17 protein-coding genes are annotated in these 26,298 nt (G+C 62.6%); 8 read left to right on the top strand and 9 right to left on the bottom strand.

Annotated features, from left to right (window positions below; all coding sequences use genetic code 11):
- Window positions 1–337 precede the first annotated feature (337 nt).
- From JOE32_RS05625 to JOE32_RS05645, 5 genes are all read left to right on the top strand, one after another.
- A complete protein-coding gene (locus JOE32_RS05625; RefSeq protein ID WP_209982156.1) occupies window positions 338–1,678 on the top strand; it encodes a PAS domain-containing sensor histidine kinase in 1,341 nt (446 codons plus the stop codon).
- The gene (locus JOE32_RS05630) at window positions 1,663–2,046 is read left to right on the top strand and encodes a response regulator (RefSeq protein WP_209982158.1); all 384 of its coding nucleotides are present in this window, start codon (window positions 1,663–1,665) and stop codon (window positions 2,044–2,046) included. Before JOE32_RS05625 ends, JOE32_RS05630 begins: the two co-directional genes overlap by 16 nt.
- Before the next feature lie 9 nt (window positions 2,047–2,055).
- Window positions 2,056–3,303, top strand: coding sequence for an EAL domain-containing response regulator (locus JOE32_RS05635; protein ID WP_209982161.1), 1,248 nt, complete (start codon window positions 2,056–2,058; stop codon window positions 3,301–3,303).
- Window positions 3,304–3,476: 173 nt separating this feature from the next.
- Entirely contained in the window at window positions 3,477–7,214 is a 3,738-nt protein-coding gene (locus tag JOE32_RS05640; protein ID WP_209982163.1) for a hypothetical protein, read from the top strand.
- Between the two features lie 95 nt (window positions 7,215–7,309).
- Window positions 7,310–8,662 (top strand): sodium:proton antiporter, encoded by a 1,353-nt coding sequence (locus tag JOE32_RS05645; RefSeq protein ID WP_209982165.1) that lies wholly within the window; start codon window positions 7,310–7,312, stop codon window positions 8,660–8,662.
- Here JOE32_RS05645 and JOE32_RS05650 read toward each other — a convergent pair.
- The 3 genes from JOE32_RS05650 to JOE32_RS05660 form a co-directional block, all read right to left on the bottom strand.
- Window positions 8,653–8,817: a hypothetical protein gene (locus JOE32_RS05650; protein WP_209982167.1), complete on the bottom strand. Its 165-nt coding sequence runs from the start codon at window positions 8,815–8,817 to the stop codon at window positions 8,653–8,655. The genes JOE32_RS05645 and JOE32_RS05650 overlap by 10 nt on opposite strands.
- An 11-nt stretch (window positions 8,818–8,828) precedes the next feature.
- Window positions 8,829–9,041: a hypothetical protein gene (locus JOE32_RS05655; RefSeq protein WP_209982169.1), complete on the bottom strand. Its 213-nt coding sequence runs from the start codon at window positions 9,039–9,041 to the stop codon at window positions 8,829–8,831.
- An 85-nt stretch (window positions 9,042–9,126) separates the two neighbouring features.
- The gene (locus tag JOE32_RS05660; protein ID WP_209982171.1) at window positions 9,127–9,672 is read right to left on the bottom strand and encodes a hypothetical protein; all 546 of its coding nucleotides are present in this window, start codon (window positions 9,670–9,672) and stop codon (window positions 9,127–9,129) included.
- A gap of 524 nt (window positions 9,673–10,196) precedes the next feature.
- Between JOE32_RS05660 and JOE32_RS05665 the strand changes: the two genes are divergently transcribed.
- Complete coding sequence (locus JOE32_RS05665; RefSeq protein WP_209982173.1) at window positions 10,197–11,606, top strand: circularly permuted type 2 ATP-grasp protein; 1,410 nt, start codon at window positions 10,197–10,199, stop codon at window positions 11,604–11,606.
- Between the two features lie 2 nt (window positions 11,607–11,608).
- A complete protein-coding gene (locus JOE32_RS05670; protein ID WP_209982174.1) occupies window positions 11,609–12,559 on the top strand; it encodes an alpha-E domain-containing protein in 951 nt (316 codons plus the stop codon).
- Window positions 12,560–12,807: 248 nt separating this feature from the next.
- On the opposite strand, the gene JOE32_RS05675 is transcribed toward JOE32_RS05670, so the two are convergent.
- The gene (locus tag JOE32_RS05675) at window positions 12,808–15,075 is read right to left on the bottom strand and encodes an ATP-dependent DNA helicase (RefSeq protein WP_209982176.1); all 2,268 of its coding nucleotides are present in this window, start codon (window positions 15,073–15,075) and stop codon (window positions 12,808–12,810) included.
- Window positions 15,072–16,721 (bottom strand): VRR-NUC domain-containing protein, encoded by a 1,650-nt coding sequence (locus tag JOE32_RS05680; protein ID WP_209990359.1) that lies wholly within the window; start codon window positions 16,719–16,721, stop codon window positions 15,072–15,074. Before JOE32_RS05680 ends, JOE32_RS05675 begins: the two co-directional genes overlap by 4 nt.
- Before the next feature lie 186 nt (window positions 16,722–16,907).
- Between JOE32_RS05680 and JOE32_RS05685 the strand changes: the two genes are divergently transcribed.
- A complete protein-coding gene (locus JOE32_RS05685) occupies window positions 16,908–17,132 on the top strand; it encodes a YgdI/YgdR family lipoprotein (protein ID WP_057008775.1) in 225 nt (74 codons plus the stop codon).
- Window positions 17,133–17,301: 169 nt separating this feature from the next.
- On the opposite strand, the gene JOE32_RS05690 is transcribed toward JOE32_RS05685, so the two are convergent.
- From JOE32_RS05690 to JOE32_RS05705, 4 genes are all read right to left on the bottom strand, one after another.
- Complete coding sequence (locus JOE32_RS05690; protein ID WP_209982178.1) at window positions 17,302–18,726, bottom strand: lipase; 1,425 nt, start codon at window positions 18,724–18,726, stop codon at window positions 17,302–17,304.
- Window positions 18,727–18,806: 80 nt separating this feature from the next.
- A complete protein-coding gene (locus JOE32_RS05695) occupies window positions 18,807–21,905 on the bottom strand; it encodes an autotransporter serine protease (RefSeq protein ID WP_209982180.1) in 3,099 nt (1,032 codons plus the stop codon).
- Between the two features lie 68 nt (window positions 21,906–21,973).
- Window positions 21,974–24,931 (bottom strand): autotransporter serine protease, encoded by a 2,958-nt coding sequence (locus JOE32_RS05700; RefSeq protein WP_209982182.1) that lies wholly within the window; start codon window positions 24,929–24,931, stop codon window positions 21,974–21,976.
- A gap of 22 nt (window positions 24,932–24,953) precedes the next feature.
- Complete coding sequence (locus tag JOE32_RS05705; RefSeq protein ID WP_209982185.1) at window positions 24,954–26,297, bottom strand: TolC family outer membrane protein; 1,344 nt, start codon at window positions 26,295–26,297, stop codon at window positions 24,954–24,956.
- Window position 26,298: the final 1 nt, after the last annotated feature.

Below are 26,298 nucleotides of genomic sequence, written 5' to 3' on the forward strand. Positions count from 1 at the left end.
CAAGATGGCACTTTTTCTGTTCGGTTTTCTGGTACTGACCATTGGTATCGGCCTACTGGCGACGATATCGCCGGTCTAAGGTTCATCGACCTCTGCCCCATGCGTGTCTTCGCTGTGCAAAAGTACGGCGCACAAAGCAGCTCCGCAAGCGTCATTCCATTCGATTGAGGGCGAAAGATTTCCAGCAAAGCGCTTTCGGCCATCAAAACGCCATAATCTCTGCTATTGTCCAAAGACCTCATCTCCTCATCATCGCCCTCAGGCGATCTTCTGTGAGCATGCTCTGCGACATCGGCGTTTTCGGTGTCGGCCCTCAATAGCATGGAACGCCCAAGCGATGGATACACCGCCACCCACACCGTCGCAATCGCGCGCCGAAAAGATCGTCGAATTCAAACGTCAGAAAACCCTGCTCAAGACCGGCGCGCTGCAGGATGCCATTTTCAACAGCGCGTATTTCTCCAGTATCGCCACCGATGAAAAAGGCGTGATCCAGATCTTCAACGTCGGTGCCGAACGCATGCTCGGCTATGCCGCCGCCGACGTGGTCAACCGCATCACCCCTGCCGACATCTCTGACCCGGCCGAGCTGATCACTCGCGCCGCCGCGCTCAGCCTGGAGCTCGACACACCCATCACACCAGGGTTCGAGGCGCTGGTGTTCAAGGCCTCGCGGGGTATCGAAGACATTTACGAGCTGACGTATATCCGCAAGGATGGCAGTCGCTTGTCAGCCATGGTCTCGGTGACAGCGTTACGCAACCGCAATGACATGATCATCGGCTACCTGTTGATCGGCACCGACAACACCGCGCGCAAGCAGGAAGAAGCCGAGCGCAAAGGCTTCGAACGCGCCCTCGAAGAAAAGAACCTGGAGCTGGAACACGCCAGCCACATGAAGTCCGAATTCCTCGCCACCATGTCCCATGAGTTGCGCACGCCGTTGAACGCGGTGATCGGCTTTTCCGAAGCCCTCAAGGATGGGCTGGTGGGCGACATGAGCGACACCCAGCGTGAATACATCGGCGACATTTTTACCAGCGGCCAGCACTTGCTGTCGCTGATCAATGACATTCTCGACCTGTCCAAAGTCGAGGCCGGGATGATGGACCTGGAGCTGGAAGCCGTTGAACTGTCGGGCTTGCTCGCCAACAGTCTGTTGATCGTGCGCGAAAAAGCCGCGCTGCAGCGTATCCAGTTGAAACTCGACAGCCCGGACGACTTCGGCTGGCTCGAGCTGGACCTGCGCAAGACCAAACAGATCGTCTACAACCTGCTGGCCAACGCGGTCAAATTCAGCGAGCACGGCAGCTCGGTGACCCTGGCCGTGCGCGAAGTCAGCCGCGATCAGGTCGGTCTGGTGCCCGGCGACTGGCCAGTGCACAACTTTGCGTTGCCGCCCGGCTCGCACACACAGTTTCTCGAACTGAGCGTCAGCGATACCGGCATCGGTATTGCCAGGGACGACATGGGCAAGCTGTTCAAAGCCTTCAGCCAGATCGACAGCAGCCTGGCGCGCAAATTCGAAGGCACAGGTCTTGGCCTGGCGATGGTCAAGCAGTTGACCGACCTGCATGGCGGCAGCGTCGCCGTGGCCAGCCGCGAAGGCCTCGGTGCGCGCTTTGTGGTGTGGCTGCCGCTGCGCCGGACTCTGGAGGCCACATGGCCGCAATCCTGATCGTCGAAGACAACGAAGCCAACATGCGCCTGGCTCGTCTGCTGCTGGTGAATGCCGGCCACAGCGTGTTGTGGGCCGCCGACGCCGAAAGCGGCCTGACCATGGCGCGCGAGCTACAACCGGCGCTGATTCTGATGGACATTCAACTGCCTGGCATGGACGGCCTGGCGGCAACACGCTTGCTCAAGCAAGACCCACATACCGCGCATATCCCGGTGATCGCCCTCACCGCCATGGCCATGAAAGAGGACCGGGAAAAAACCCGCCTGGCCGGCTGCGACGCCTATGTGATCAAACCCCTGCGCTACAAGGAGCTGTACCAGGTGATCGACACCCTGCTGAACCCGTCCATTACACCTCTAGCATGAGTCCTCTCCATGGCCAGCTCACCTGCAACGCTGTTGATCGTTGATGACGACGCTCATATACGCAAACTCCTGGAAACCCTGCTGCACCACGAGGGCTACCTGACCCTGAGCGCCGCCAGCGGTGAAGAGGCCTTGCACCTGATAGCCAGCACCCCGCCCGACCTGGTGTTGCTGGACGTCATGATGCCCGGCATGGACGGCTACGAAGTGGCCAGCCAGCTCAAGGGCAATCCCGTCACCGCGAATATCCCGATCATCATGCTCTCGGCGCTCAGCGAATCCGAGGCTCGGGTCAACGGCCTGCAAAGCGGTGCCGAGGAGTTCATCACCAAGCCGGTGGAGCGCCTGGAGCTGTGGCTGCGGGTGCGCAATCTGCTGCGACTGAAGGCCCACAGCGATCAGCTCAGACAGCACAACCTGATGCTCGAACAGCAGTTGCTGAAACACACCAGTCCAAACGCGCAGATGAACGTGCATGACCTGGCCCGCCAGGACCTGGAATACGCCCTGCGTGCAGCGGTTGAACGCAATGAGTTCGCCCTGCACTACCAGCCCAAGGTCGAGCTGGCCAACGGCGAAGTCTGTGCCCTGGAGGCCTTGCTGCGCTGGGATCGGCCTGGCTATGGCCCGGTCTCACCTGCCGTGTTTGTTCCTGTACTGGAAGACCTTGGCCTGATCGTGCCGGTGGGCCGCTGGGTGATCGAGCGCGTCTGCCAACAGATCGCCACGTGGCAGTTCAACGGCATAGGCGCGGTGGAGGTGTCGGTCAACGTGTCCGGCCATCAATTGATTGAGGGTGACCTGATCGCCGATATCGAGCGCACCCTGGTCACCACCGGAGTGGAGGCACACTGGCTGGAGGTGGAGCTCACCGAGAGCTCACTGATGGAAAACACCGAGCACACCATCGCCGCCCTGCAACGCTTGCGCGCCATGGGGGTAAAAATCTCCATCGACGACTTCGGCACGGGCTACTCAAGCCTGGCGTACCTGCGACGGTTTCCCATCGATACGTTGAAGATCGATATCGCGTTCATCCGTGAGGTCACCACCAACCCGCAGGATGCGGCGATCACGCGCACCATCATCGAACTGGCCCACAGCCTGAACCTGCGGGTGGTCGCCGAGGGCGTCGAGACCCAGGCGCAGTTGACGTTCCTGAAAGAGGCCGGCTGCGACCAGATTCAGGGGTATCTGTTCAGCCGACCGTTGCCGGTGGAGACGCTGGAGCGGTTATTGCTGGATAGAATGAAGTAAGCCTACGCAGCCCGATCAGGTGAGCGGCCTCGTCACAGGAATGAGCTCGCCTGAAACCACGCATGGCTGAATCGAAACACAATGTCATCTAATGCACGATAGCGCGAGGGAATCAATAACGTGACCGGGGCAACAGAAGGTTAGTAGCCTCTCAGCCCAAAAAAGGCCTCTTCATGCAACGTATCTCCACTCTCACCCCAGCGTTCAATCAGCCATTACCTGCCCTGCCAACCGCCTCCGGGCAACCACTTTCCAGACAACAGCGCGACGCCCAGGCGCCCCCCGAACCTGGCACTTCCCGCGCCGACGGCGACCGCGAACTGGCCATGCAATACCGCAACGCGCTCCTTGTTGCCGCCCAAAGCAGCACCACGCCCACCATCAATCACGTGCCGCCCCACTCCACCTTCGGCCAGTGGTGGGGCCAACTACGTGACGCGTTCCAGTCCACCGATGTGCGCCAGTGGATTCAAGACCACGGTATCAACCGCAGCTCGATCACGCTCGACCCACAGACGGGCGAAATCGCCTTCATGGTCAAGGGAAAACCGCACAAGGCAGGGCAAGACGATGCTCATTGGCGCGCAGTCAGCGGGCCCATTATCGAAGCTGCGCGTTTACTCGAAGTGGGAACCGCCTTCAAGCCACCTGTCACCCAGGTCGATGAACCGGTTCCGTGGTGGATCGTCGGACGTTTTTATCAACAGCCCAACGGGTCGACACCGTTCGAAAGGCGTCAACGCGCGCAGACCATCGAGCGCGATCAGAACTTCAGGCCACTCGACCCGAACACACGCCGAGCGTTGATCAGCGCGCGTAGTGAAGATGCACTCTTCGAGCAGAAAGCAGCGCTGGCCGATATCCATACCCGCCACGTTGCCGCCTCCACGCTGCAATACGTGGCGAACACCGTGAAAAATGGCATCGACTATCACGGGCAGATTGAAAACGAGTTAAAGAAGCACGTTTATCTCTCTGAACACGCCTCCTACTATCCGGATAGAACCGGCAAAACGAACCGGGTCAGCCTTGTGAAATTGCTCAAGGACCACGGCTGGAACATTCCAACGAATCACCAGCAGTTAGAGAACCTGGCGACCGCACTGGCAACGCCTGCCCTCACCTCACCCATCCATGGCAACCTGGGGGGCGCGCTGGCCTGGCCCCAACCCCTTGAGCAGGACAGACAGCGTCAACTCAAGCAGGTTATCCACTCAGCTCGACTCGGCACTGTGAGGGTATTTCACGATGACACCGTTCTCACTCATTTGCTGCGCGACAGGCCTGTTTCCCCGCAAGAGCTGCGCGATCCGCGGCGGCTGCTCAATGACTTGCTCAGGTCCCCCAAGGGCAAGGCATTGGGCGAAGCGCTTCAAGCCTTTTTTGAGCAGCTCGCCATCAAGGGCAGCCCCAGCGACTGGCTGCTGGCAGCCCTGAACCTGGAGAGCAGCAGCGACATCGAAGGCGTGACGACTCACTCCCCGCAGCCCCATATCGAGGGCTTCCCACTGGTCACCGCGCAAAACGCCGACAAGACACCCTCAATCATCGTCAAGGAGCTGGCTGAATACCTGCTCGCCAACGGCAACGCCGAATCCGCCGAGACGGCAACCATCAGGGCTCACCTGCAACTGGCCAGACTAGCGCCACAGTTTCTGGTCAACGACATCCCCAAACAAGTGAAAGTAGGTGCTCATAGCTGGGTCAGCTTCACCACAGCGGTTGCCCGTATCGAAGCGAAAGCACCTGGAACAACGGCAGGGATGAGCTATGCGCAGATCATGCTGCATGCCAGCGCTGCGCCGATTAACGATCACGAGCGTCAGGTCGAGTACGCCGCCCAGCAAGACGCGATCAAGGACTGGGCTGTTGCAAATGGCTTGGGCTATCCGGTAACCGAAAGCGCGCTGACCGAAGTGTGTAACGCATTCAACAACCAGATTGGCGAACTGCGCGAAGCCGCAGAAACGCAAGTCCCGCAAATGCCGACAGCCAGCGCCCTTGCCTTGGAGCAATTGAAAAAAGCGCTGCCGGACATGGACCCGAAACTGTTCGAAGCGAAATGCATTGAGCTCGAACCCTCCAACAAGGACTTCCCAGGCCCTTACTCGATACTGGATCTGTTTATCGATGGCCGCTTCCTGCGACAAGCGCCGGATGGAAATTTAACGGTTGGGCTGTCTTGGCTGAAATTCATACCCGGGGTGATATCAATACCGATTGGCGACGACTTTACTCGCGGCACCTGGAACGCGTTGTCAAAAGGAATCGACATCAAGGCGGTACTGGCAAAAATCAAGGATTTGCCCTCCCCGCGACAGCTTTTCGAAACGGCATTTACCGATTACGCCAACGCGGTGAAGAAGACGACTGCGGCGCAAATAAAAACCCTGGTTTCAAACCTGCCACTGGAAGACCGGCAGAATCTTGAGTTTGGAAAAATAACCGTCCGTACGGAAATCGACTACTGGCGAAACGATCATCCCCTACCCGTTGAAAAAGGCACTGTACTGGTCGAAACCGTGCGCAACGGTACATCTGTTACTTATGCAATCAATCGACTGAAGGGCACCATCACCCAACTACCAGGCAAGGTCTACAAGGAGCGCCAGCCCACCGACAGTTGGCATCCTTCCAAAGGAAAAAGATACGACGTCATAACGCCCGGTGGTGAGTATCCCTCCAGATTGACGGATGAAAAAAAAGGTGAACACGGCACACCCTACAGCTACGCCAGTGACAGAACCCGCTACCTTGCCGAGGCTGTCATCGCAGACATGGAACTGCCTGCGATAAAGCGCTACGCCAAAGGTGCGACAACCTTTGAAACGCAAGTGCCCACTTACCGCATCATCGAAGAGATTGCGCTCAACCTGATCCCGTTCCGGTCGGCGATCAAGCATTTCATCGAGGGCAAAACGCTCGAAGGTTTCGTTGACCTGGCGTTCGATATCTTTGGCTTCGCGGTCGGCCTTGGCGCCACGGCCAAGGTCACGAAAGCCCTGTCAGTTGGAGCCTCGGCACTGTCCAAAATCGCCCGTGCGGGCAAGATCCTCGGCCGTGCAGCGGTAGGCACGCTCAATCCTCTGAGCGGTCTGGATGAACTGGCCCGGGGGGCTATCAACCTCGCTCGCCGGGGCGTTTCCAGCGCGGAAAAGCTACTGGCAGGGTTGACGAAAGTTGATGTGGCCGCACTGGCGAAAAAACCCAATATCGCCCAAGGCACACTCAAGGGGGTCAATGGCGCAAGTGATGTCGGGGCACTGGCGAAATTGGACGAAGCGACCGGTCAATGGCATGCCATCAACCCAGCCACGCAAAAACCCTTCGGGCCGCCGCTAGAGAACTTTCAGGCCAAGGTGATTTCCAGCGGTGAACTCTGCGAAAACATGAAGACGTTGTATAAAAAACTGGATAAGAGCACCCAACTGGACATTTGTTATGCGACTGCGTTACGCGCCGCCCAGGCCGACAGAAAGATCACTGACACGGCGTTCAAGGTGATCGTTCCCGAAGTACTCAATGGCGGATCACAGACCTATTACCGCATGATGCAAATCCGTCCGGACACTCTGAAAAGCAGCTTTAATGCAGCCGACATTACCGAATCAGGCATCGTTACCTTTGTCAGCCGGCGCGGCTATAACAAGGACAAAATCGTGCACGCCGCCTATATTCAAAAAGCCCCCGACGGCCAATTGTACCTCTACCACTCCAACTCTCTGTCGCTGGACCACGCCTTAGGTGGCACCAGGCTGAAGCCTGCCACCGCAGGCACGGCTAACGTCTATACGTTGGGTCGGGAACAGCAGGCCGGCATTCAACGTTTCATGGATGACGGCGGCGGCTACGACATGGTGTTCACGCCTTCCAGCACCCTGGAGTCCAGCATCAGGCGTCGCGCCGCCTGAGCCTGCCTCATCCCTCAAAGTGAATGGAATCACTTTGAACCCGCACCCGGGCGCGGCCCTCCAACCTGCATACACCACGGCCCGGAACGCGCTCGATGACATTCATTCTATGGTTGGCCGTACTCGGCGCCGTATTGCTCACCCTCGCCCTCACCTCCTCCTACCTGCGCTGGATGCCGGTGACCACCTCGGCGGTGTGCCTGTTGCTGGGCGTCGCGATTGGTCCGCTGGGGGTTGACCTGTTGCACCTGGACATCAAGGGTTCCGCGCGCTGGATGGAACACCTGACCGAAGTCGCCGTGCTGTTTTCGCTGTTTGTCAGCGGCCTCAAGCTGCGCCTTCCGCTCAGCCATCGCCTCTGGCGCACTGCGTTCGGCATGGCCGGACCGGTGATGCTGCTGACCATCCTCGGCACCTGCCTGGCGCTGCATTACCTGCTGCAATTGTCGTGGGGTGTGTCATTGCTGGTGGGGGCAATCCTGGCACCCACCGACCCGGTGCTGGCCGGCCTGGTACAGGTCAACAATGCCCAGGACTACGACGCGCTGCGCTTTGGCCTCTCGGGCGAGGCCGGTTTGAACGACGGCACGGCCTTCCCCTTCGTGATCTTCAGCCTGCTGTTCATGCAGCATGGCGGCTTTGACGGCGACTGGCTCGGCGGCTGGGTCCTGAAGAATCTGATCTGGGCAGTGCCAGCCGGGTTGCTGGTGGGTTACTGGATGGGCCGGGGCATCGGCCGCGTCACCTTGTGGCTGCGCATCACCCACGACGACAGCACCCTGTCGCCCAATGACTACCTGACCCTGGCGCTGATCGCACTGGCCTACGTGGTCGCCGAAGCGATCGGTGGCTACGGTTTTCTGTCGGTGTTCGCTGCCGGGCTCGGCCTGCGCCAAGCCGAACTCAAATCCACCGGCAACGCCAGGACACCCGCCGAGCACCTGGCACTGCCCGTGGTCGGTCACCTGGAAGTGGAGCCGGAGCGTGCCCTGCAAGGCGACGTCAGTGAACTGGCCGATACGCAGATTGCGGCAGGCGTGATGATGGGCGACATGCTCTCGTTCGGCAGCCTGGTGGAACGCTCGATGGAAGTGTTTCTGGTGACCGTCTTGGGCATCGTGCTGGTCAGCCATTGGGACTGGCGCGCGCTGTTGGTGGCGGCATTGCTGTTTTGCGTGATTCGCCCGGTCAGCGTATTCGCCATGCCCTGGGGCAGCCTGGTCGACCGCCAGCAACGCGGCCTGATGGGTTGGTTCGGGATTCGCGGCATCGGCAGCATCTACTACCTGTTCTACGCCCTCAACCATGGGCTGATCGGCACCAGCAGCGCCGTGGCGGTGAACCTTACCGTATCGGTGATTGCCCTGAGCATCGTCGTGCATGGCCTGAGTACCCAGCCAATGCTGGCATGGTATGAACGACGAGCCAGGGCGAAGGGTCAGTCCTGACGCTCAGTATTGCCGACGTCTGCCGCGTCATCCAGATCGTTGAGAGGCACAGTGGCATCCTCCTTGAGCGGCGCGGTGGCATCGTCCATCAACGAGCCCGGGTCTTCGTTGCCCGGATCGTTGGGGTCGTCTTCCAGGTCGAGTTCTTTTGACATGACGTTCTCCTCTAGCCGCCCTGAGTATCGATATCGGCATCGGTTTCAGGTTTGTGCTCGGGCTCGGGTTCGAAATCCGGGCTGAACTCGTTCTCCTTTGCCTTGGGGTCGCTGGCAGCCGCTGGATCCTTGGGCGCATTGACAGCGCTGCCTGGGGCCGGCTCGCCGCCATCGATGGCCGGGTCGTTACGGTTGCTGGTTTGCGGGTCGTCGCTGGTGTTCATGGGGCACCTCTTCGCAGGTCTGAGGGAAATCTGTACTGCGTAAAACTAAGGCGCCGCGCCGACGAGCGAAGTTCCTTCCGAGTGCTCAGCGGATCGGATTGTCGACCTGGATATAGAACGCATAAATGCCCAGCACCAGCCAGAACACCATGAACAGCCAGGGTGCACGCATGGAGAACAACAGCGACTTGCGATAGCCCTTGTGGGAGGACTCCATTTCGGAAAACAGCGGCGACTCATCGTAGGCCATGCCCATCACCGGCTCGCTGCGCAGCAGTTCGCTCTGCTTATAGTGCCAGTGGTCGATGATTTCATACGCCGCGCGAATACCGGGCCAGGCATTCAGCGAACTCAAAATACCCAGCGCCACCAGGAACACCGGCACCACCAGGGTAAACAGCTTGCCCCACTCCGGATTGAGGTTGCCCATGCCGGAGACGAAGGCGATCACCAGGAATGACTGCGCGGTGAGGTAGGCATCGGTGCGGTTGGCGAGGATGGTGGTTTCGTACTGGATTTCTCGGCGGTAGAAGTCCAGCCGGTCCTTGGGCGAACCGAAGATCTTGGCGTTGTGCTCGCTGTGGTCGGTCAGGGCCGATTCCGGGGTATCGGGCGAGATGATGGTTGGCACGACGGTACTCCGCAGATTGTCGAATGCCAATTAGAAGAATCGAGCGTGGGCGAAGTTCAAGTTAGTTACGCACCATTAAAGAGCACTGCGCGAGCGATCTGAGAGTGGAACGCTCTATCATGGCGAACGGGGCACCGTGGCGAGCGGGCTTGCCCCGCGTTGGGGTGCGAAGCGCCCCCAATCGAGCAAAACGCGGTGTCCCTGATACGGCTCAGCGCCTGGTTTTGGGGCTGCTGCGCAGCCCAACGCAGGACAAGCCTGCTCGCCACAGGGAATCTGCGCTTAAAGGGCGAGCCCGCTCGCCACAAGTAATCGGCGCCTGAAGGCCATTTCGGCACATGCATTGCTTAACCCTTTCATCTGCCCGTAAACAGGAGCAAGCGTTACCCCCCGACCCAGAGCCCCCCCACCAGAAAGAAAGGACCAGGCCTGTTGGCACCCTGCGCCACGGGCTCATATAAAAAATGCGTTTTTAAAAGCGGCAGTGCCACCCATGCACCCCTGGGCACTGACAAGGTATCGGAATGGCTCGATCTTTCTTTGACGAAATGAATGACGCGAACGGCGAGTGCCGTGCGCATTACCAGGATTTCTCGCGCTGGCTGGCCAATACGCCGCCGGAACTGCTGGCCCAGCGTCGCCGCGAGGCAGATTTGCTGTTTCACCGCGCAGGGATCACGTTCACCCTGTACGGCGATGAACAGGACACCGAGCGCCTGATCCCCTTCGACATCATCCCGCGCAGCATTCCCGCCAGCGAGTGGAGCGTGATCGAGCGCGGCTGTATCCAGCGCGTCAATGCACTGAACATGTTCCTCGCCGACATCTACCACGACCAGCGCATCATCAAGGCCGGCATCATTCCGGCGGAACAGGTGCTGGGCAACGAAGGCTATCAAAAGGCAATGGTCGGGCTGGACCTGCACCGCGGCATCTACTCGCACATCTCCGGCGTCGACCTGGTGCGCGACGGCGACGGCACCTACTACGTGCTCGAAGACAACCTGCGCACCCCCAGCGGCGTGAGCTACATGCTCGAAGACCGCAAGATGATGATGCGCCTGTTCCCTGAAGTGTTCGCCAGACAGCGCATCGCGCCGGTGGACCACTACCCCAACCTGCTGCTCAAGACCCTCAAGAGTTCCAGCCGCCTCGACAACCCGAATGTAGTGGTGCTGACCCCTGGCCGCTTCAACAGTGCGTTTTTCGAGCATGCCTTTCTGGCGCGGGAAATGGGCGTGGAACTGGTGGAAGGCGCCGACCTGTTCGTGCACGACCTCAAGGTATTCATGCGCACCACCGACGGGCCCAAGGCCGTCGACGTGATTTACCGCCGCATCGACGACGCGTTCCTCGACCCGCAGGCGTTCAACGCCGAATCCATGCTCGGCGTGCCCGGCCTGGTGGCCGCCTATTGCGCGGGCAACGTGGTGCTGGCCAACGCCATCGGTACCGGCGTGGCCGACGACAAGTCGATCTACCCCTACGTGCCGGCGATGATCAAGTTTTACCTGGACGAAGAACCGATCCTGCAGAACGTGCCGACCTTCCAGTGCCGCAAGCCTGATGAACTGTCCCACGTGCTGGCGAACCTCGGCGAGCTGGTGGTCAAGGAAACCCAGGGTTCCGGCGGCTACGGCATGCTGGTGGGCCCCGCGTCCACGGCCGCCGAGATCGAGGACTTCCGCCAACGCATCAAGGCGCGCCCCCATGCCTACATCGCCCAGCCGACCCTGAGCCTGTCCACCTGCCCCACGTTCGTCGAAAACGGCATTGCGCCCCGGCACATCGACTTGCGCCCCTTTGTCCTCTCGGGCAAGGAAACCCGTCTGGTGCCCGGTGGTCTCACGCGGGTGGCGCTGCGTGAAGGCTCGCTGATCGTCAACTCGTCGCAGGGCGGCGGAACCAAGGACACCTGGGTGGTGGAGGACTGAATATGCTGAGTAGAACCGCCGCAGATCTGTACTGGATGTCACGTTACCTGGAGCGCGCCGAAAACCTGGCACGCATGCTCGAAGTCAGTTACTCGTTGTCGCTGATGCCCCAGGCCGGGCGCAGTGACGGGCTGGACGAACTGGCCATGTCGCTGCTCAGCAGCGGCACCCTGGAAAATTACCTGGAGCGCCACCAGACCCTGGACGCCGAACGCATGCTGCACTTCTTCGCCCTCGACGAAGAAAACCCGGCCAGCATCTACAACTGCCTGCGCGCCGCACGCGGCAATGCCCATGCGGTACGCGGGCGCATCACCGCCGACATGTGGGAAAACCTCAACGCCACCTGGCTGGAAATGCGCAGCATCGCCGCCGGCGGCCTCGCACGACATGGCATCAGCCACTTCTGCGACTGGGTCAAGCAGCGCTCGCACCTGTTTCGCGGCGCCACCTCGGGCACCATCATGCGCAATGACGCCTACCGCTTCATCCGCCTGGGCACCTTTGTCGAACGCGCCGACAACACCCTGCGCCTGCTGGATGCGCGCTACGAGATGTTCGGCGAAGAGTCCGAAGAAGTCAGCGACCTGTCGGCACGCGGCTACTACCAGTGGAGCGCCCTGCTGCGCGCATTGTCGTCCTTCGAGGCGTATACCGAGCTGTACCCGAATGCCCTCAACGCGCGCTCGGTGTCCGAACTGCTGCTGTTGCGCAGCGACGTTCCGCGCTCGTTGCACGCCTGTATCGAGGAACTGAGCCAGATCCTCGCTGACCTGCCCGGCAGCTACGGCCGCACCGCGCAACGCCTGGCGGCGGAGTTCGAGGCGCGGCTGCGCTACACCGGCATCGACGAGATTCTGGAGGACGGCCTGCATATGCGCTTGATCGAGTTCATCGACACCGTGCGCGAACTGGCCCGATCCATCCAAAGTTCCTACCTGGAAGTGGTCTGAAAGGGAGGCTGCGCAGCGCTCTGTGGCAAGCGGGCTGTTGTGGCGAGCGGGCTTATTGTGGCGAGCGGGCTTGCCCCGCGTTGGGGTGCGCAGCGCCCCCATCGAGCAAAACGCGGTGTACCTGATACGGCTCAGCGCCTGGCTTTGGGGCTGCTGCGCAGCCCAACGCAGGACAAGCCTGCTCGCCACAACAAGCCCACTCACTACAGGAAGCCCACTCACCACAGGAGTATGGCTGCCTGAAACCATCAGACCCCGTTGGCGTGCACGGCCCACCACCTGGGCAACAACTGCCGCACCCGCGCCTCGCCAAAGCGGTCGTCGATCAGCATCACCACGCCCCGGTCCTGCTGGCTGCGAATCACCCTGCCCGCCGCCTGCACCACCTTCTGAATGCCGGGATACAAATAGGTGTAGTCATACCCGGCGCCGAAGATCGCGCCCATGCGCAGCTTCATCTGCTCATTGACCGGATTCAACTGGGGCAGGCCCAGGGTCGCCACAAACGCGCCGATCAAGCGCGCGCCGGGCAGGTCGATGCCTTCGCCGAATGCGCCGCCCAGCACGGCAAAGCCAATGCCCTGGCTGTGATGGGTGAACTGGTCGAGAAACCCCTGGCGCTCGGCCTCGGCCATGCCGCGCGATTGCAGCCACAGGGCAATCTGCGGGTGCCGTTCGGCCATCAGTTGGGCGACCTGTTGCAGGTAATCGAAGCTTGAAAAAAACGCCAGATAGTTACCCGGTTGCGCGGTGAACTGCCGCGCAATCAACTCGACGATGGGCGCCAGCGACGCCTGGCGATGCACGAAGCGCGTGGAGATACGCTCGACAATGTGCACCTGCAACTGCTCGGCCTTGAACGGCGACTCGACATCCACCCAGGCCGTGTCCGCCGGCAGGCCCAACAGGTCGGCGTAGTAATGCCGTGGGCTCAGGGTCGCGGAAAACAGCACGCTGCTGCGCGCGGCGGTAAGCCTGGGGCCAATGAATTGGGCGGGCACCACATTGCGCAGGCACAAGGTTGAGCTGCTGCGCTTGCCGCTGAGCTGACGTTTGCTGATATCGAAGATGAAGTGTTCGTTGAACAGCTCCGCCACCTTGGCAAATTGCAGCGCCTCGAAATAGAAGGCCTGCAGGTCACCGCTGAGGGCCTCGGGACGCTCGTTGAAGTAGTCGCCCAGCGCGCCGACGCACAGGCTCAGTGCCTGCAGCAGTTTTTCCGGCCGAGCACCGTAGGCCTGATACGGCGCGACCTGGTCCTTGTGCAGCGCATTCCATTCACGGTTGAGGCGCTGCAAGGGCTTCTTCAAGGGCTCCGGCGCCGTGTCGCGCAAGGTCTTGAGTGTGTACTGGTCGAGGCTCGCGCTGTACATCGCGCGCGCCCGTTCGACCAGATTGTGGGCTTCGTCGACCAGCACGGCGGCCCGCCATTGGTTGAGCTGGGCCAGGCCGAACAACATGGCGGCAAAGTCGAAATAGTAGTTGTAGTCGGCGACGACCAGGTCGCTCCAGCGCGCCATTTCCTGGCTCAGATAATAAGGACACACGTCATGGGCCAGGGCCACTTCGCGCAGGCTGCGTTGATCGAGCAGGCGCACGCTGGACGCGGCGGCGCGGGCGGCGGGCAGGCGATCATAAAAGCCTTTGGCCAACGGGCACGATTCGCCGTGGCAGGCCTTGTCCAGGTGCTCGCAGGCCTTGTCCCGCGCCACCAGCTCCAGCACCCGCAGCGGTAACTCCGGGTGGCTGTCGTACAAGACCTGCGCGGCATCCAGGGCCAGCTTGCGCCCAGGCGTCTTGGCGGTAAGGAAGAACAGCGTGTCCAGTTGCTGGGGCCCCAGGGCCTTGAGCAGCGGGAAAATCGTGCCGACGGTCTTGCCGATGCCGGTCGGCGCCTGGGCCATCAGGCAGCGGCCGGTGCTCACCGCCTTGTACACCGTCTCGGCCAGCACGCGCTGGCCGGGGCGAAACGCGGCATGGGGGAAGGCCAGGGTTTGCGCCGCCTGATTACGGGCTTCGCGGTGCTGCATTTGCAGGCGCGCCCAGTCGAGGAACAGCGCACAGTGCTGATTGAAGAACGCTTCGAGTTGCGCCGCCTGGAAGGGCTGGCTAAGCAGGGTCTCGCCCTCGCCGACGATATCGAAATACACCAGCGCCAGATTGATCTCGCTCAGCCCCAGCTTCTGGCACATCAACCAGCCGTACACCTTGACCTGCGCCCAATGCAGCAGCCGGTGATTGGCAGGCTGGGCATCGAGGTCGCCACGGTAGGTCTTCACCTCTTCCAGGCGATTGCTGTCGGGGTCGTAGCCGTCCGCCCTGCCCCGCACCTTGAGCTGCTGGTACTCGCCCTCAAGGGCCACTTCGTGTTGGTAATGCGCGCTGCGCCGGGACGCCACCGTGCGATGGCCGATGATGCCTTCCTGGGCGCTGGGCGATGGGGTAAAACGCAGGTCGAGGTCGCCGACCTTGGCGGTGAACTCACACAGCGCCCGCACAGCCACGCTGTAGCTCAAGCGGGCTGCTCCGCCCAGCGCACGTAGCAGACGGTGACCGGCATCTGGTACTCGCCGCAGAATTCCAGCCAGCGCAATTGATTGTCCTGCAAGCGGTCGCCGGGGCCCTTGACCTCGATCATGCGGTAGGTCTTCTGCGCCGGCCAGAACTGGATCAGGTCCGGCATCCCGGCACGGTTGGCGCGAATATCCAGCAGCAGGCGTTCGAACCAGTAGCGCAGGTGCTCGGCGGGCAGGCAGGTCAGCGCCTGTTCGAGCAACTCGTCGCTGAGCAGGTTCCAGAACACGAACGGTGACTGGATGCCCCATTTCTCCACATAGCGCTGGCGGATACTGGTTTTGTAGCGCTCATCCTGCAATTGCTCGAAACACGCGGCGAACAGCGGCGCACGGCGCTGATGGAAGTCTTCGCTGTGCAAGTCCGCAGGCCCGCGCTGGAACGGGTGAAAAAACGACCCCGGCAGCGGCGCGAAAATCACCTCCCAACACAACAGGCCGAACAGTGAGTTGATCAGCCCGTTTTCCACGTAATGCACCGGTGCGTCAGGCTCACTGAGGTGCGCCTGCACGCAGTACTCCACCGACATCACCGGCGTCGGCACCGCCAGCGCCAGGTCCAGGCGCGTGACTGGCCGCGGCCGGGCCTTGGGCAGCGCCGGCTCGCCCAGCTTGCGGCGCAGGCGCGGCAGCACCCGCAGCAGGTGTTGCTGCTCGGCCGCGCTGTGCGGTGCCTGCTGCGCCAGACACGCCAGGGCCATGGCCTGGGCGTAGGCCTCCTGGCGTTCCAGCACGCGGATCAGCCGCGCGCGGGCGCCGGGGTGGCTGCATGCCCGGTAAATCTGCTCGGCCAGCGCCAGTTCGGCGCTGCGCTCGCACAGCTGGCCGATCTGCAACAGCAGCTTGGCGCGGCGCTTTTCCAGCCAGGGGTTGTCGGTTTTCAGCGTGGCAATCTGCTCCAGCACCTCATCCACGGCTTCGCCCGTCTCGAAAGCCTGCTGGCACTGGTGCAAAAACAAGTAGCCGTGCACGTCATCGCGGCTGCGCAGGCCCCGGGATTCAGTGCAGAAGGCAACTTTTTCATAGGTATGAATGCCCAGGTCGGCGAGCACGAACTCGGACCAGTCCTGGTGCAGGTTGCCGAAGAACATCAGGCGCAGGCGGTCGCACAACTGCATCACGGTGAGGCTGTAGAGCGTGTCGGGCAGCGCCGGGCACCACTGGGCGAAACTGCGGCTGTCGGGGAACTGCGCGGCCAGCTGTTCCAGCCAGTCGGCCTTGTTACCTCTGGGGTGTTCGATCCAGGGTTTGAACGCCGCGAGCAGTTCGTTTTTTTGCAGCACGCTGAACAGCACCTCAAACTCCAGCGGGCTCTGATCCTCCACCCAGCCCAGCCCGAGCAACGGCGCCGCCGCCGCATGGGGGCAACCGATCTCCAGATAATTGAGCTTGCCCGCGCGAAAATGCACACCCTTGCGCATCACCATGCGCACCAATAACGCCTGGGACGGCTGCGGCAACCTGTCAAATTGCTGAATGAAATGCTCTTCGTCGGCGTCGAGCAAATCGGCATAGCGTTGCCCCAGCCAATGCAGCACTTGGCGGAAGTTGTGCAGGTAATACAGGGGATCGTCGAGGGGATTGGCCATGGCGCAAGCAATCAAATACTGGTTATGCATACAGAGTGCCGTTGCCCAGGTCTTGTTGCAATCGGTAATAGATAAATGGCGCACGCAACTTTTTGTATAAAAGTGATCAGATAGGGGAATCGATGGCGTACCATTTATGGCCCGCAGCCAGCAGCTGCGGGACTTTTCAGAGTGAAGGTAAGGGTTATGAACATGAAGAATTTGGGTCTGCCGCTGGTTGCACTCACTTTTCTGCTGCTGGCCGGTTGCGCCACGCAAACGGTCGTCACGCTGCAAAACGGCACGCAATACCTGACCAAGGACGCCCCCAACGCCAAGACGGCCGACGGCTTCTATGAGTTCACCGATATTGCCGGCAAGCGCATCCGCATCAAGGCCGATGACGTGGCCACGGTGCGCAAGGAAGACTAGCGTCTAAGCGATCCTGTGGGAGGGGGCTTGCTCCCGATAGCGGTGTATCAGTCAGCCCATCTGTTGCTGACCCGCCGCTATCGGGAGCAAGCCCCCTCCCACCTTTGGTCTTCATTGTTTCAAGCAGTGCGTTCAAAGCCCCTCACACCGTTTCGAACGCATTCAGTCCTTAGCTGATGACTATTCCCTCCCCCGACAAACTCGCCACCCCCACCAGCGTCACCGAATCCCCACCAAAGCTGAGCACCGTATCCGCGCCAACCACTCTGGCGTGATCGCGGTAATCCGTGCTGCCCTGCACGCCGCTGAACACCAGCGTGTCGGTAGGCTGATAGCCGATCACCCGGTCATGGCCGAACTGCCCGCTGAACAGAAAGGTGTTGTGCCCGCTGTGGTCGCGGAGGGTGTCGTTGCCTTTGCCCCCCTCGATAAAGTCGGCGCCCGTGCCGCCCTGGATAAGGTCATTGCCGTCGCTGCCAAGGATGAACGTGTTGCCCTTGTGGGGCTCGGCATTGCGGTTGAGGTCCTGCACCCAGGTGTTGGCCCGCGCCGGGTCCGACAGGTTGGCGACGATCACCGTGGCGTCGCGCGTCATCTGCTCGTAGAAGCCGGACTCCAGGATGCGTGTCATGCCGTCGCCATAACCGCTGGGCAAATGAGCGAACCAGGTGGGCAGGTTGGCGATGGAAAACGGCAGTACGTTCCACAGCGTCGAGGCGTAGTGGTCATTGAAGTTGACGATATTGTCGGTGGTCGACTCATGGGGCTTATCGTGCACGCCCAGGGACGCGAAGTTGACCGATGAACCGTCCAGCGCACGGAACACCGGGTCGTTCTCAAAGCCGACATTGAGCACCTTGTCGCCGGCGCTCTGGGTCGGCGAAGCGTAGGCCACGTAGTGGGCGTCCTTGTAGAAACCTGACCATTTATTCCCACTCAGGTCGGCCATACTGTTGACCGCCAGCCCGCCCAGGCTGTGCCCGCTGACCAGCACGTCGTTGCCGCTCAGGCCGTGGGCGCCGGCATAGTCAGCGACGTTCTTGAGCAAGCCGCCAAAGGCTTCGCCCGCGTAATTTTTTGCATAATCCCTGGGGCCCAGCGCGGCCAGCAGGTCGCTGACCAGGTCGCCGATGGAGTCGCTGATCAGGTTTTCCCGTGGGCCGGAGGTGCCGCGAAAACCGATGCCGATTTCCAGCAATTTGCCGGCATCGTCGTACTTGCCCAGCACCTCGACCTGCGCCGTGGTGTAGCCGGCCTTTTCGCCAAAGAACGTGCCCCGGGCGTCGACCTTGCCGGCGTAGCCCAGGGCGGCGGCGCTGATCGGCGTCCAGCCGGCTTTTTGCACCGCGTCCAGGGCCGCTTTTTCCGAGTCCGGATTCCACGGGACACCCGGAATCACCCCCTGGGAATCAGTGCTGCCAAGCAAGGCGCCCACTAGCGTGGCGGGCAAGCCGAGGCCCAGCCCATTGTGCTGATAGCCCACGGCAAAGCCGTTGTCCAGGTTGTGATAGGTGTACAGCGTGATCGCCATGGCATCGGCGAACAACGCTTTGGAGCCCTCGGTGCCGAGGTTTTTATAGTCAAAGATACCCATCGCTCGTGCCTCTCTTTTGTTGATGTTGTCGAGAAAGCCAATCGATCGTTCCCGCGTCGCGCGCGGGAACGCTTCATGCGTCAGAACGCCCAGTCGAGGCTCAACCCCACCCCGTGGACCTTCTCCTTGCTGGCCAACAGGCCGTTGTAGTCGAAGTTCACCCGCGCATCCTTGCTCAACGCCAGGCTCACCCGCGCGCCAACCAGTGCCGCATCACGCACCATCGGCGCACTCTGCACCGCAAACGACGGGCCGCCCGACGCAAACGCCAGGTGCTGCTCGGAATCGGTGCTGCTGAGGTTGTGCTGCCAGCCCAGGGTGCCGGACAGCTCCAGTTGCTGGTGGTCATTCACATTCAAGGTCTTCAACGCACGCAGGCCCAGGGTGCTCAGCACCAGGTCGCGGGTGTCGTCACGGCTTTTCAACGCGGCGGCATCGCCCTTCTCGGTAAAACCATCGCTGTCCAGGTGCACGTAGGCCAGGTTGGCGAAGGGTTCCAGCGCCAGCGCCGGCAGATTTACTCGGTAGGCCGCCTCGGTGAACACTTGCGTGCTGCGGGCATCGACCTTGGCTTTCTGCTTGCCGGCGACGTCGCCGTATTGCAGGTCGCGCTTCACGTCGGCGCGGTGCCAGCTGTAGGTCGCCCCGCCGCTCAGGCGCCAGGCACCGATCTCATGCCCGGCATAGGCACCGAAGTGGTAGCTGTCGACCGACGCGCGCGAATGGGTGTCGCTGCCCATGTTCAGTGAAGTGTCGCTGTAGCCCGCCACCAGGCCGATACGGGTGGACTCATCCAATGCCCCGTCAACCCCGGCGAGCATGCCGCCAATCGACGTGGTGTAGCCCGCCGTGTCGCTGCGGCTGTCGGTCTTGCCCCAGGCGCCGAGGGCCTTGATCCAGACGTTGCCGCGGCTGTCGACGGTGTCGCTGGAGGCACCCATTTCACCATTGCGCAAGCGCTCGCCCACGGCCTCGCGCACGTAGCGGCTGTCGTTGACCAGCGCGGTCTCCAGCGCCGGATAAATTTCCCCCGACAGTTGCTGGAACGCGCTGCGGGCCGACGCGGCTGTGGGCGCCAGCAGCAGGCTTTCGTACACCGCATTGCCCGCGCCCAACTGCTCGGCGGCTGCGGCCACGGCGCGCTGGTTATCGGTGACGCCCACGCTGGCAAAGCTGTTGGCGTTGCGCGCCACATCCAGTTGCACGCCGTTGGCGGCGTAGTTCAGGTTGCCGCCGATGAACACGTAGTCGGGCAGCACCGCCGCAAAACTGCCGTTGATGCCGCCGGCCGCTTGCAGGATGTTGTACTGGCGCCCGATCAGGCTTTGCGCCTGCGCCGTGCTGAGCAACGTCGGGCTGTTTTCCAGGGCCAGGGTCACGGTGCCGCCGTTGAGCGTGGCGGTGCCGCCGGCCACGATGCGGTCGCTGCGGGTGGGCGACAGTTCCACGGCGTAGGTGGAACCTGCGTCGAACGTCACATCCCCGGCCACGTTCAGCGTGCCGATGGAGTTGCCCGGCGCCACGGTGCCGCCGCTTTTGGCCAACAGTGAACCGATGCGCCCGGAGCCGCCGACCACGCCGCTCTGGCTGACGGTGACGTCCGAGGTCAGCGAGCCGTTGATTGCCAGCCGGCCCTGATTGACCAGGGTCGGGCCGCTGTAGGTGTTGGTGCCGCTCAGCACCAGGGTGCCGATGCCCAGCTTGGTCAGGCCGCCATGCCCGGCAATGTCATTGCTCCACACGTCCAGCCCGCAATGCACATCGGTGCACACCCGCTGCGTCGGTTTGCCGGCATCCACCACCGCGCCGATGCCCGGCAGGTCGGCGACGAACTGGCCGCTGCCGTAGGCACCGTCGATGCGGAACTCGGCCGGAATATCCTCGGCAGTCACCAGCATCCCCGGCCCGTTGATGGCCTTGCCCAGGTTGATCATGCCCCAGCCGTACAGCGAATCGATGCCCGGCGCGCCGAGGTCGGTGGCGGTGGTCTTGAGCAGCGTGGAGATCTGCTCGCCGCTCATGTACGGGAAACGCTCCATCAACACCGCCGCACTCCCCGCCACATGGGGCGCGGCCATGGAGGTGCCGTTGAAGTTGGCGTAGTCGGTGGTGAGGTTGTCCAGGTTGGTGCCGTTGATGACCGAGCTGAAGATCTTCGTACCGGGGGCCGACACGCAGAAACTCGCCGCATACCCGCAGCGCGAGGAAAAGGTGCTGATCACATAGGGCGTGGCGCTCGCGGTGTCCGGGTTCTGCTGCAAGGCGGCCACGGACAGCCAGTTGGGCGCAATCTCCGGCACGAAGTACGCCAGGCCCGAAATTGCATCCGGGTTATTGCGGTTGTAGTCGTTGCCAGCGGCGAAGATGGTCAGCACGCCGCTGCGCGCGGCGTCGATTGCGCCCTGGTAGGCGCCGCCGGCAAGGGTGCCGAGGATCGGGCGGATGTTATTGAACTGGGCCTGCGCTTCATTCACGGTGAAATTGGGGAACGCCGGATCGCGGCCGCCCTTGGCATATGGGTCACCGATGCCGATGCCCCAACTGTTGTTGATGATGCGCGCGCCGCTGGCCACCAGGGCGTCCCAACCGGCCTTGTACACCGCGCCATCGTTGCCGAGGATGATGCCGTCTTCGGGGCCGGGGTCGCCGTTCTCGGCGCTGATGATCTGCGCACCGTAGGCCACGCCGTGCATCGGCCCGCCATCGCGGTTGCCTGCGGCGATCCCGCCGACGTGGGTGCCGTGGTTGCCCAGCTTGCCGTTGGAACCCAGGGACGGCGTGCCGTCATAGCGAAACGCATCACCGGCCTTTACCGGAATATAGGGGTCGGTGTACTGGCGGATGCCCTCGGTGACAATCGTCACCACTTTGCCGGGGCTGGCGAACTCCGGGTGCGCGGCATACACCGGCTGGTCGAAGATGCCCAGTTTTACGCCCTTGCCGGTGTAGCCGGCGGCGTACGCGGTGTCGGCATGCACGGCGCCCAGGCCCCATTCGGCGTTGAACTCAGCGCTGCGCCAACTGGCGGCGTCGCCCAGCTTGCCGGTTTCCACATAGGGGGCCGCGTGGGCGGTACCCAGGCTGGCCAGGCAGCACAGCAATGCGCCACAGGGCGCGCTGCGCGGGTGGCGCAAAGCCTTGTGGATGGCGGTTGTTAACCCTGACTTGCGTGTGTTCACGGTGACCTTCCTTAGTTTTTTATTACGGATATAGAGATCCCTGTGGGAGGGGCTTGCTCCCTCCCACCTTAGAACTGCCAGTTCAGGCTCAGGCCTACGCCCTGGGTTTTCGCCCTGCCACCCAACTGCCCGTTGTAATCGAGGTTGACCCGCGTCGCCTGGCTCAGCGCGAGGCTGGCCTGCACGCCCAGCAGCGCCGCATCGCGCAGCAACGGCGCGCTGCGCACGGCAAACGACGGGCCACCGGCCACAAACGCCAGATGTTCTTCGGATGCGACGGCGGTCAGGCTGTGTTGCCAGCCCAGCGACCCGGACAGCGCGAGCTGCTGGTGATCGTTGAGCGCGAGGGTTTTCAGCGCGCGCAGCCCGAGGGTGCCCAGCACGGCGTCACGTCGATCACTGCCGCGTTCCAGCGCGGCTGCGTCGCCTTTTTCGTGGAACGAATCGCTGTCCAGATGCACGTAGGCCAGGTTGGCGAACGGCTCCAGTGCCAGCGGTTGCAGCTGCAGGCGATACGCCGCTTCGCTGAACAGTTGCGCACTGCGCGCGTCCAGGCTGGCCTTCTGCTTGCCGCTGACGTCGCCGTATTGCAGGTCGCGCTTCACATCGCCGCGGTGCCAGCTGTAGGCACCGCCGAGGCTCAGCCGCCAGTTGCCCAGCTCGCGCCCGGCATAGGCACCCACGTGGTAGCTGTCGACCGAGGCCGAGGCATGGCTGCCGCCCCGCATGTTCAGCGAGCTGTCGCTGTAGCCGGCGACCACGCCGACGCGGGTCTGCTCATCCAGCGCGCCGTCCACGCCCAACAGCAGGCCGCCGAGGGAGGTGGTGGCGCCTGCGGTTTCGCTGCGGTTATCGCTCTTGCCCCAGGCGCCCAGGGCCTTGAGCCACAGGTTGCGCTCGCCGGCAATCGGCACATGGCGCAAGCGCTCACCCACGGCATCGCGCACCTGGCGGCTGTCGTTGATCAGCATGGCGCCCACTGCCGGGTAGACCTCGCCGGACAACTGCTGCAAGCCTTGTTGCGCGCCTGCCAGGGAGTCGGAACGCAGCACGCTTTCATACACCGGGTTGCCCGCGCCGAGCTGCTCGGCGGCCGTGGCCACGGCGCGCTGGTTGCGGTTGGCGGCGACGCTGGCGAAGGTGGCGTCATTGCGCGCCACGTTCAGTTGCACGCCCGTGGCGGCGTAATCGAGACGCCCGCCGAGGAACAGATAGTCGGGCAGCACCTGGCCAAACTGCCCCTGAATCCCGCCGGCCGCTTGCAGGATGGTGTATTGGCGGCCAATCAGGCTGTGTGCCTGCGCCGCGCTGAGCAGGGTTGGGCTGTTTTCCAGGGCCACGGTCACGTTGCCACCGCCAAGGATCGCCCGGCCGCCGGCGACGATGCGGTCGCTGCTGCTGGGTGTCAGTTCCACTGCATAGGTGGAGCCCGCCGCCAGGTTGACGTCGCCCGCCACCTGCAAGGTGCCCACGGAATTACCCGGCGCCACGCGCCCGCCGCTGTTCACCGACAGCGCGGTGATACGCCCGGAGCCGCCGAGGGCGCCGCTGTCGTTGACGGTGACCGCCGAGGTGAGCGAGCCATTGACCGCCAGCAGCCCGCCGTTAACGGTGGTTGCGCCGCGATAGGTGCTGTCGCCGCTGAGTACCAGCGTGCCCGCGCCGGACTTGATCAGGCTGCCTTCATACACCCGCCGCGCGGCGGCCTGATCGCGTGCCGTACCCACCGCGTAATCGGTCTGGTCCTGCTGGCTGGCGTTCGCGCCGACGCCGTTTTGCCAGCCCTTATCGAGCAGGGTTTGCTGCCAGGCGGCCTGTTCGGCGCGGTCCTCGGCCTGGCGCTGGATCAGCGCCTGGTCGGAAATACCATTGCTCCACACATCGCCCTGCCCGGCCGCGAGGGTCACGTTCATCGCCCCGAGCAACTGCCCCGGCCCGTGCATCGCCCGGCCCAGGTCGGGCACCCCCCAACCCACCGTGGTGTTGGGCGCCTGGGTGAGCGAACCGTCGAGTTGGGTGGCGGTGGTCAGCAGCACCTGCAGGGCCTGCTCGTTGCTCATGTAGGGGTAGCGCTGCATCACCAGCGCGAGCGCGCCGGTGGCATGGGGCGCCGACATCGAGGTGCCGGATTTCACCCCGTAACCGCCACCGGGGACGGTGCTGTTGATCAGTGCACCGGGGGTGGAAATACACCAGTACTTGGCGATTCCGCATGTGTTGTACTTCTGGTTATTGCCGATATCCAGGCCCGAGACCGCCAGCCAGTGCCCTTCCAGTTCCGGCTGGAAGTACGGCAGCGCGGCCCGCACGCTGGCATTCGCGTAGCCGCTGTTGCCGGCGCTGAACACGTTGATTACCCCGGCTTTGGCCACATCGGCGGCCGCGTCCAGCCAGGTGCCACGGTTGTAGTGCTGGGCGTAGGCGGCGTGCAGGTCGCCGAGGGTCTGGTAGCTGACGTCCTTGGGCTGGCTGCCCCAGCTGTTGTTGATGGCGCGCACGCCGGAATCCACCAGGGCGCTGTACACGGCCTTGAAGTACCTGCGGTCGGGCGTGGGGCCGAACAGAAAGCTGTCGTTGGCGTTGGTGTTGCCCACATAGACCTGCGCGTCGTAGGCCACGCCGTGCATGCCGACGCCATCACGGGCGGCGCCCATAGTGCCGGTGACGTGGGTGCCATGGGAATCGTTGTTGGGGTTGAGCGCGCCGGTGGTGCTGAAGGCGCTGCCTTCCAGGTAAGTGCCCGTGGCGGTGACCGGGTGAAAACGATCGGTGGAAGCCTCTGGATGACCGGCATCGAAGCCCGAATCCAGCGCGCCGATCTTCACCCCGCGGCCATTGATGCCGGCGGCGTAGGCTTCATCGGCCTTCATGCGCCCCAGGCCCCAGTCACTCTGGAACTCGGCGGAGCGCCAACTGGCGGGATTGCCCGGCTGGCCGGTCTCGGTGTATTGCGCCTGCGCCGCCACGGACAACAGCAGCAAGGAGCCTGCGGTAAAGGGTTTGAAACGCGACGAATCGGTGATCATCAGAACCATCCTGTGGGTGTTGTTATGGGCGTTGGTTCACAGGGCCGAAGGCCTCATCCACTTTCGCAAGGTCGGTGTCGCGCAGATTGCCCGCGTAGTAATGCAATTTGGTCCAGGCCATCAGGTAGTCGTAACGCGCCTGGGCCAGGTCGCGGCGGGTGCTGTAGAGCTGCTGCTCGGCGTTGAGCGCATCGAGGTTGACCCGCTCGCCGCCGAGGATGCTGTGTTTGGTCGAGACCACCAGCGCCTCGGCCGACGCCAGGGCCTTTTGATAGGCGCGCAGCTTGCTCACCCCCGACAAACACGCACTGAACTGGCGACGCAGTTCGATCAGGGTTTCGCGGGTCTTGCCTTCCAGCTCGTATTCGGCCTGCTCCATGGCACGGCTGGCCTGGCGGGTTGAGGCCGATACGCCGCCGCCGGCATACAGCGGCACGCTGATTTCGACGCCGATGGTGTTGGTGTCGTAGCGCTGGTTGTAGGTGTTGCCGCTGTCGGACTCCTGCTGGCGCGAACTGGCATACGCGGTGACCTTGGGCAGATGCCCGGCGCGGTTGCGCTCCACCTCGTAGCGCGCCACTTCCAGGGACTGGCGCTGGGACGCGAGCGTGGGGTTGTTGCTCAGGGCCAGTGCGTGCCAGGTGTCGTAATTGGCGGGCGTGAGGGTGAAGGCGCCGAAACGCTGGTTCAACGGCGCCAGATCATCGATGTTGACGCTCTGCACGCCAATCAGCGCGCCCAGCTCGCGCAGGGACGCGTCCTGTTCGTCCAGCGCCTGGATCTCTTCGGCGGTGGCCAGTTCGTAACGGGATTCGGCTTCGAGAATATCGGTACGGGTGCCCTCGCCCTGCTGGAACAGGTGCTGGTTCTGCTGGAACTGCTGCTCGAAGGCTTTTTTCTTGGCTCGGGCGATGTCGATCTGGTCCTGGGCAAACAGCGCCTGGGTGTAATAACTCAGCACACGCACCAACAGTGCCTGGCTCTTTTCGCGAAAGCTCTCGTCGGCAAACAGCGCCTGGGCCACGCCCTTGCGGTAGTTGGCATAGGCTTCGTAGTCGAACAGCGGCTGTTGCAGGCTGAAGGTGGAGCCGTAACTGTTGTAGTTGCGGTCGTCGCGATAACTGCCGCCACGGCCGTCCGGCAGATGGGCTTCGGAGTTGTTGCGGCCCTTGTTGTAGGTATAGGACAGCCGTGGCAGCAGGCCGGCGCGGCCAATGGTGCGGTTTTCCAGGCCGGCGTCGCGCTCCTTGATCGCGCCGAGGAATACCGGATCGTTGCGCAGCGCCTGCTCGTACACATCGAACGGGCCCATCGCGGCCTGGGCACTGGCGCAGCTCAACAGCAAGGCGAGGCATACGGGCTTCATG

Source organism: Pseudomonas sp. PvP025 (assembly GCF_017832155.1).
In the GTDB taxonomy this organism is placed as follows: domain Bacteria; phylum Pseudomonadota; class Gammaproteobacteria; order Pseudomonadales; family Pseudomonadaceae; genus Aquipseudomonas.

What these genes read in the sequence shown, in the direction of transcription:
- JOE32_RS05665 (WP_209982173.1), top strand. Translation starts at nt 10,197, where the DNA reads ATGGCTCGATCTTTCTTTGACGAAATGAATGACGCGAACGGCGAGTGC.
- JOE32_RS05670 (WP_209982174.1), top strand. Translation starts at nt 11,609, where the DNA reads ATGCTGAGTAGAACCGCCGCAGATCTGTACTGGATGTCACGTTACCTG.
- JOE32_RS05655 (WP_209982169.1), bottom strand. Translation starts at nt 9,041, where the DNA reads ATGAACACCAGCGACGACCCGCAAACCAGCAACCGTAACGACCCGGCC.
- JOE32_RS05640 (WP_209982163.1), top strand. Translation starts at nt 3,477, where the DNA reads ATGCAACGTATCTCCACTCTCACCCCAGCGTTCAATCAGCCATTACCT.
- JOE32_RS05630 (WP_209982158.1), top strand. Translation starts at nt 1,663, where the DNA reads ATGGCCGCAATCCTGATCGTCGAAGACAACGAAGCCAACATGCGCCTG.
- JOE32_RS05690 (WP_209982178.1), bottom strand. Translation starts at nt 18,726, where the DNA reads ATGGGTATCTTTGACTATAAAAACCTCGGCACCGAGGGCTCCAAAGCG.
- JOE32_RS05705 (WP_209982185.1), bottom strand. Translation starts at nt 26,297, where the DNA reads ATGAAGCCCGTATGCCTCGCCTTGCTGTTGAGCTGCGCCAGTGCCCAG.
- JOE32_RS05680 (WP_209990359.1), bottom strand. Translation starts at nt 16,721, where the DNA reads ATGGCCAATCCCCTCGACGATCCCCTGTATTACCTGCACAACTTCCGC.
- JOE32_RS05650 (WP_209982167.1), bottom strand. Translation starts at nt 8,817, where the DNA reads ATGTCAAAAGAACTCGACCTGGAAGACGACCCCAACGATCCGGGCAAC.
- JOE32_RS05635 (WP_209982161.1), top strand. Translation starts at nt 2,056, where the DNA reads ATGGCCAGCTCACCTGCAACGCTGTTGATCGTTGATGACGACGCTCAT.
- JOE32_RS05645 (WP_209982165.1), top strand. Translation starts at nt 7,310, where the DNA reads ATGACATTCATTCTATGGTTGGCCGTACTCGGCGCCGTATTGCTCACC.
- JOE32_RS05700 (WP_209982182.1), bottom strand. Translation starts at nt 24,931, where the DNA reads ATGATCACCGATTCGTCGCGTTTCAAACCCTTTACCGCAGGCTCCTTG.
- JOE32_RS05625 (WP_209982156.1), top strand. Translation starts at nt 338, where the DNA reads ATGGATACACCGCCACCCACACCGTCGCAATCGCGCGCCGAAAAGATC.
- JOE32_RS05685 (WP_057008775.1), top strand. Translation starts at nt 16,908, where the DNA reads ATGAACATGAAGAATTTGGGTCTGCCGCTGGTTGCACTCACTTTTCTG.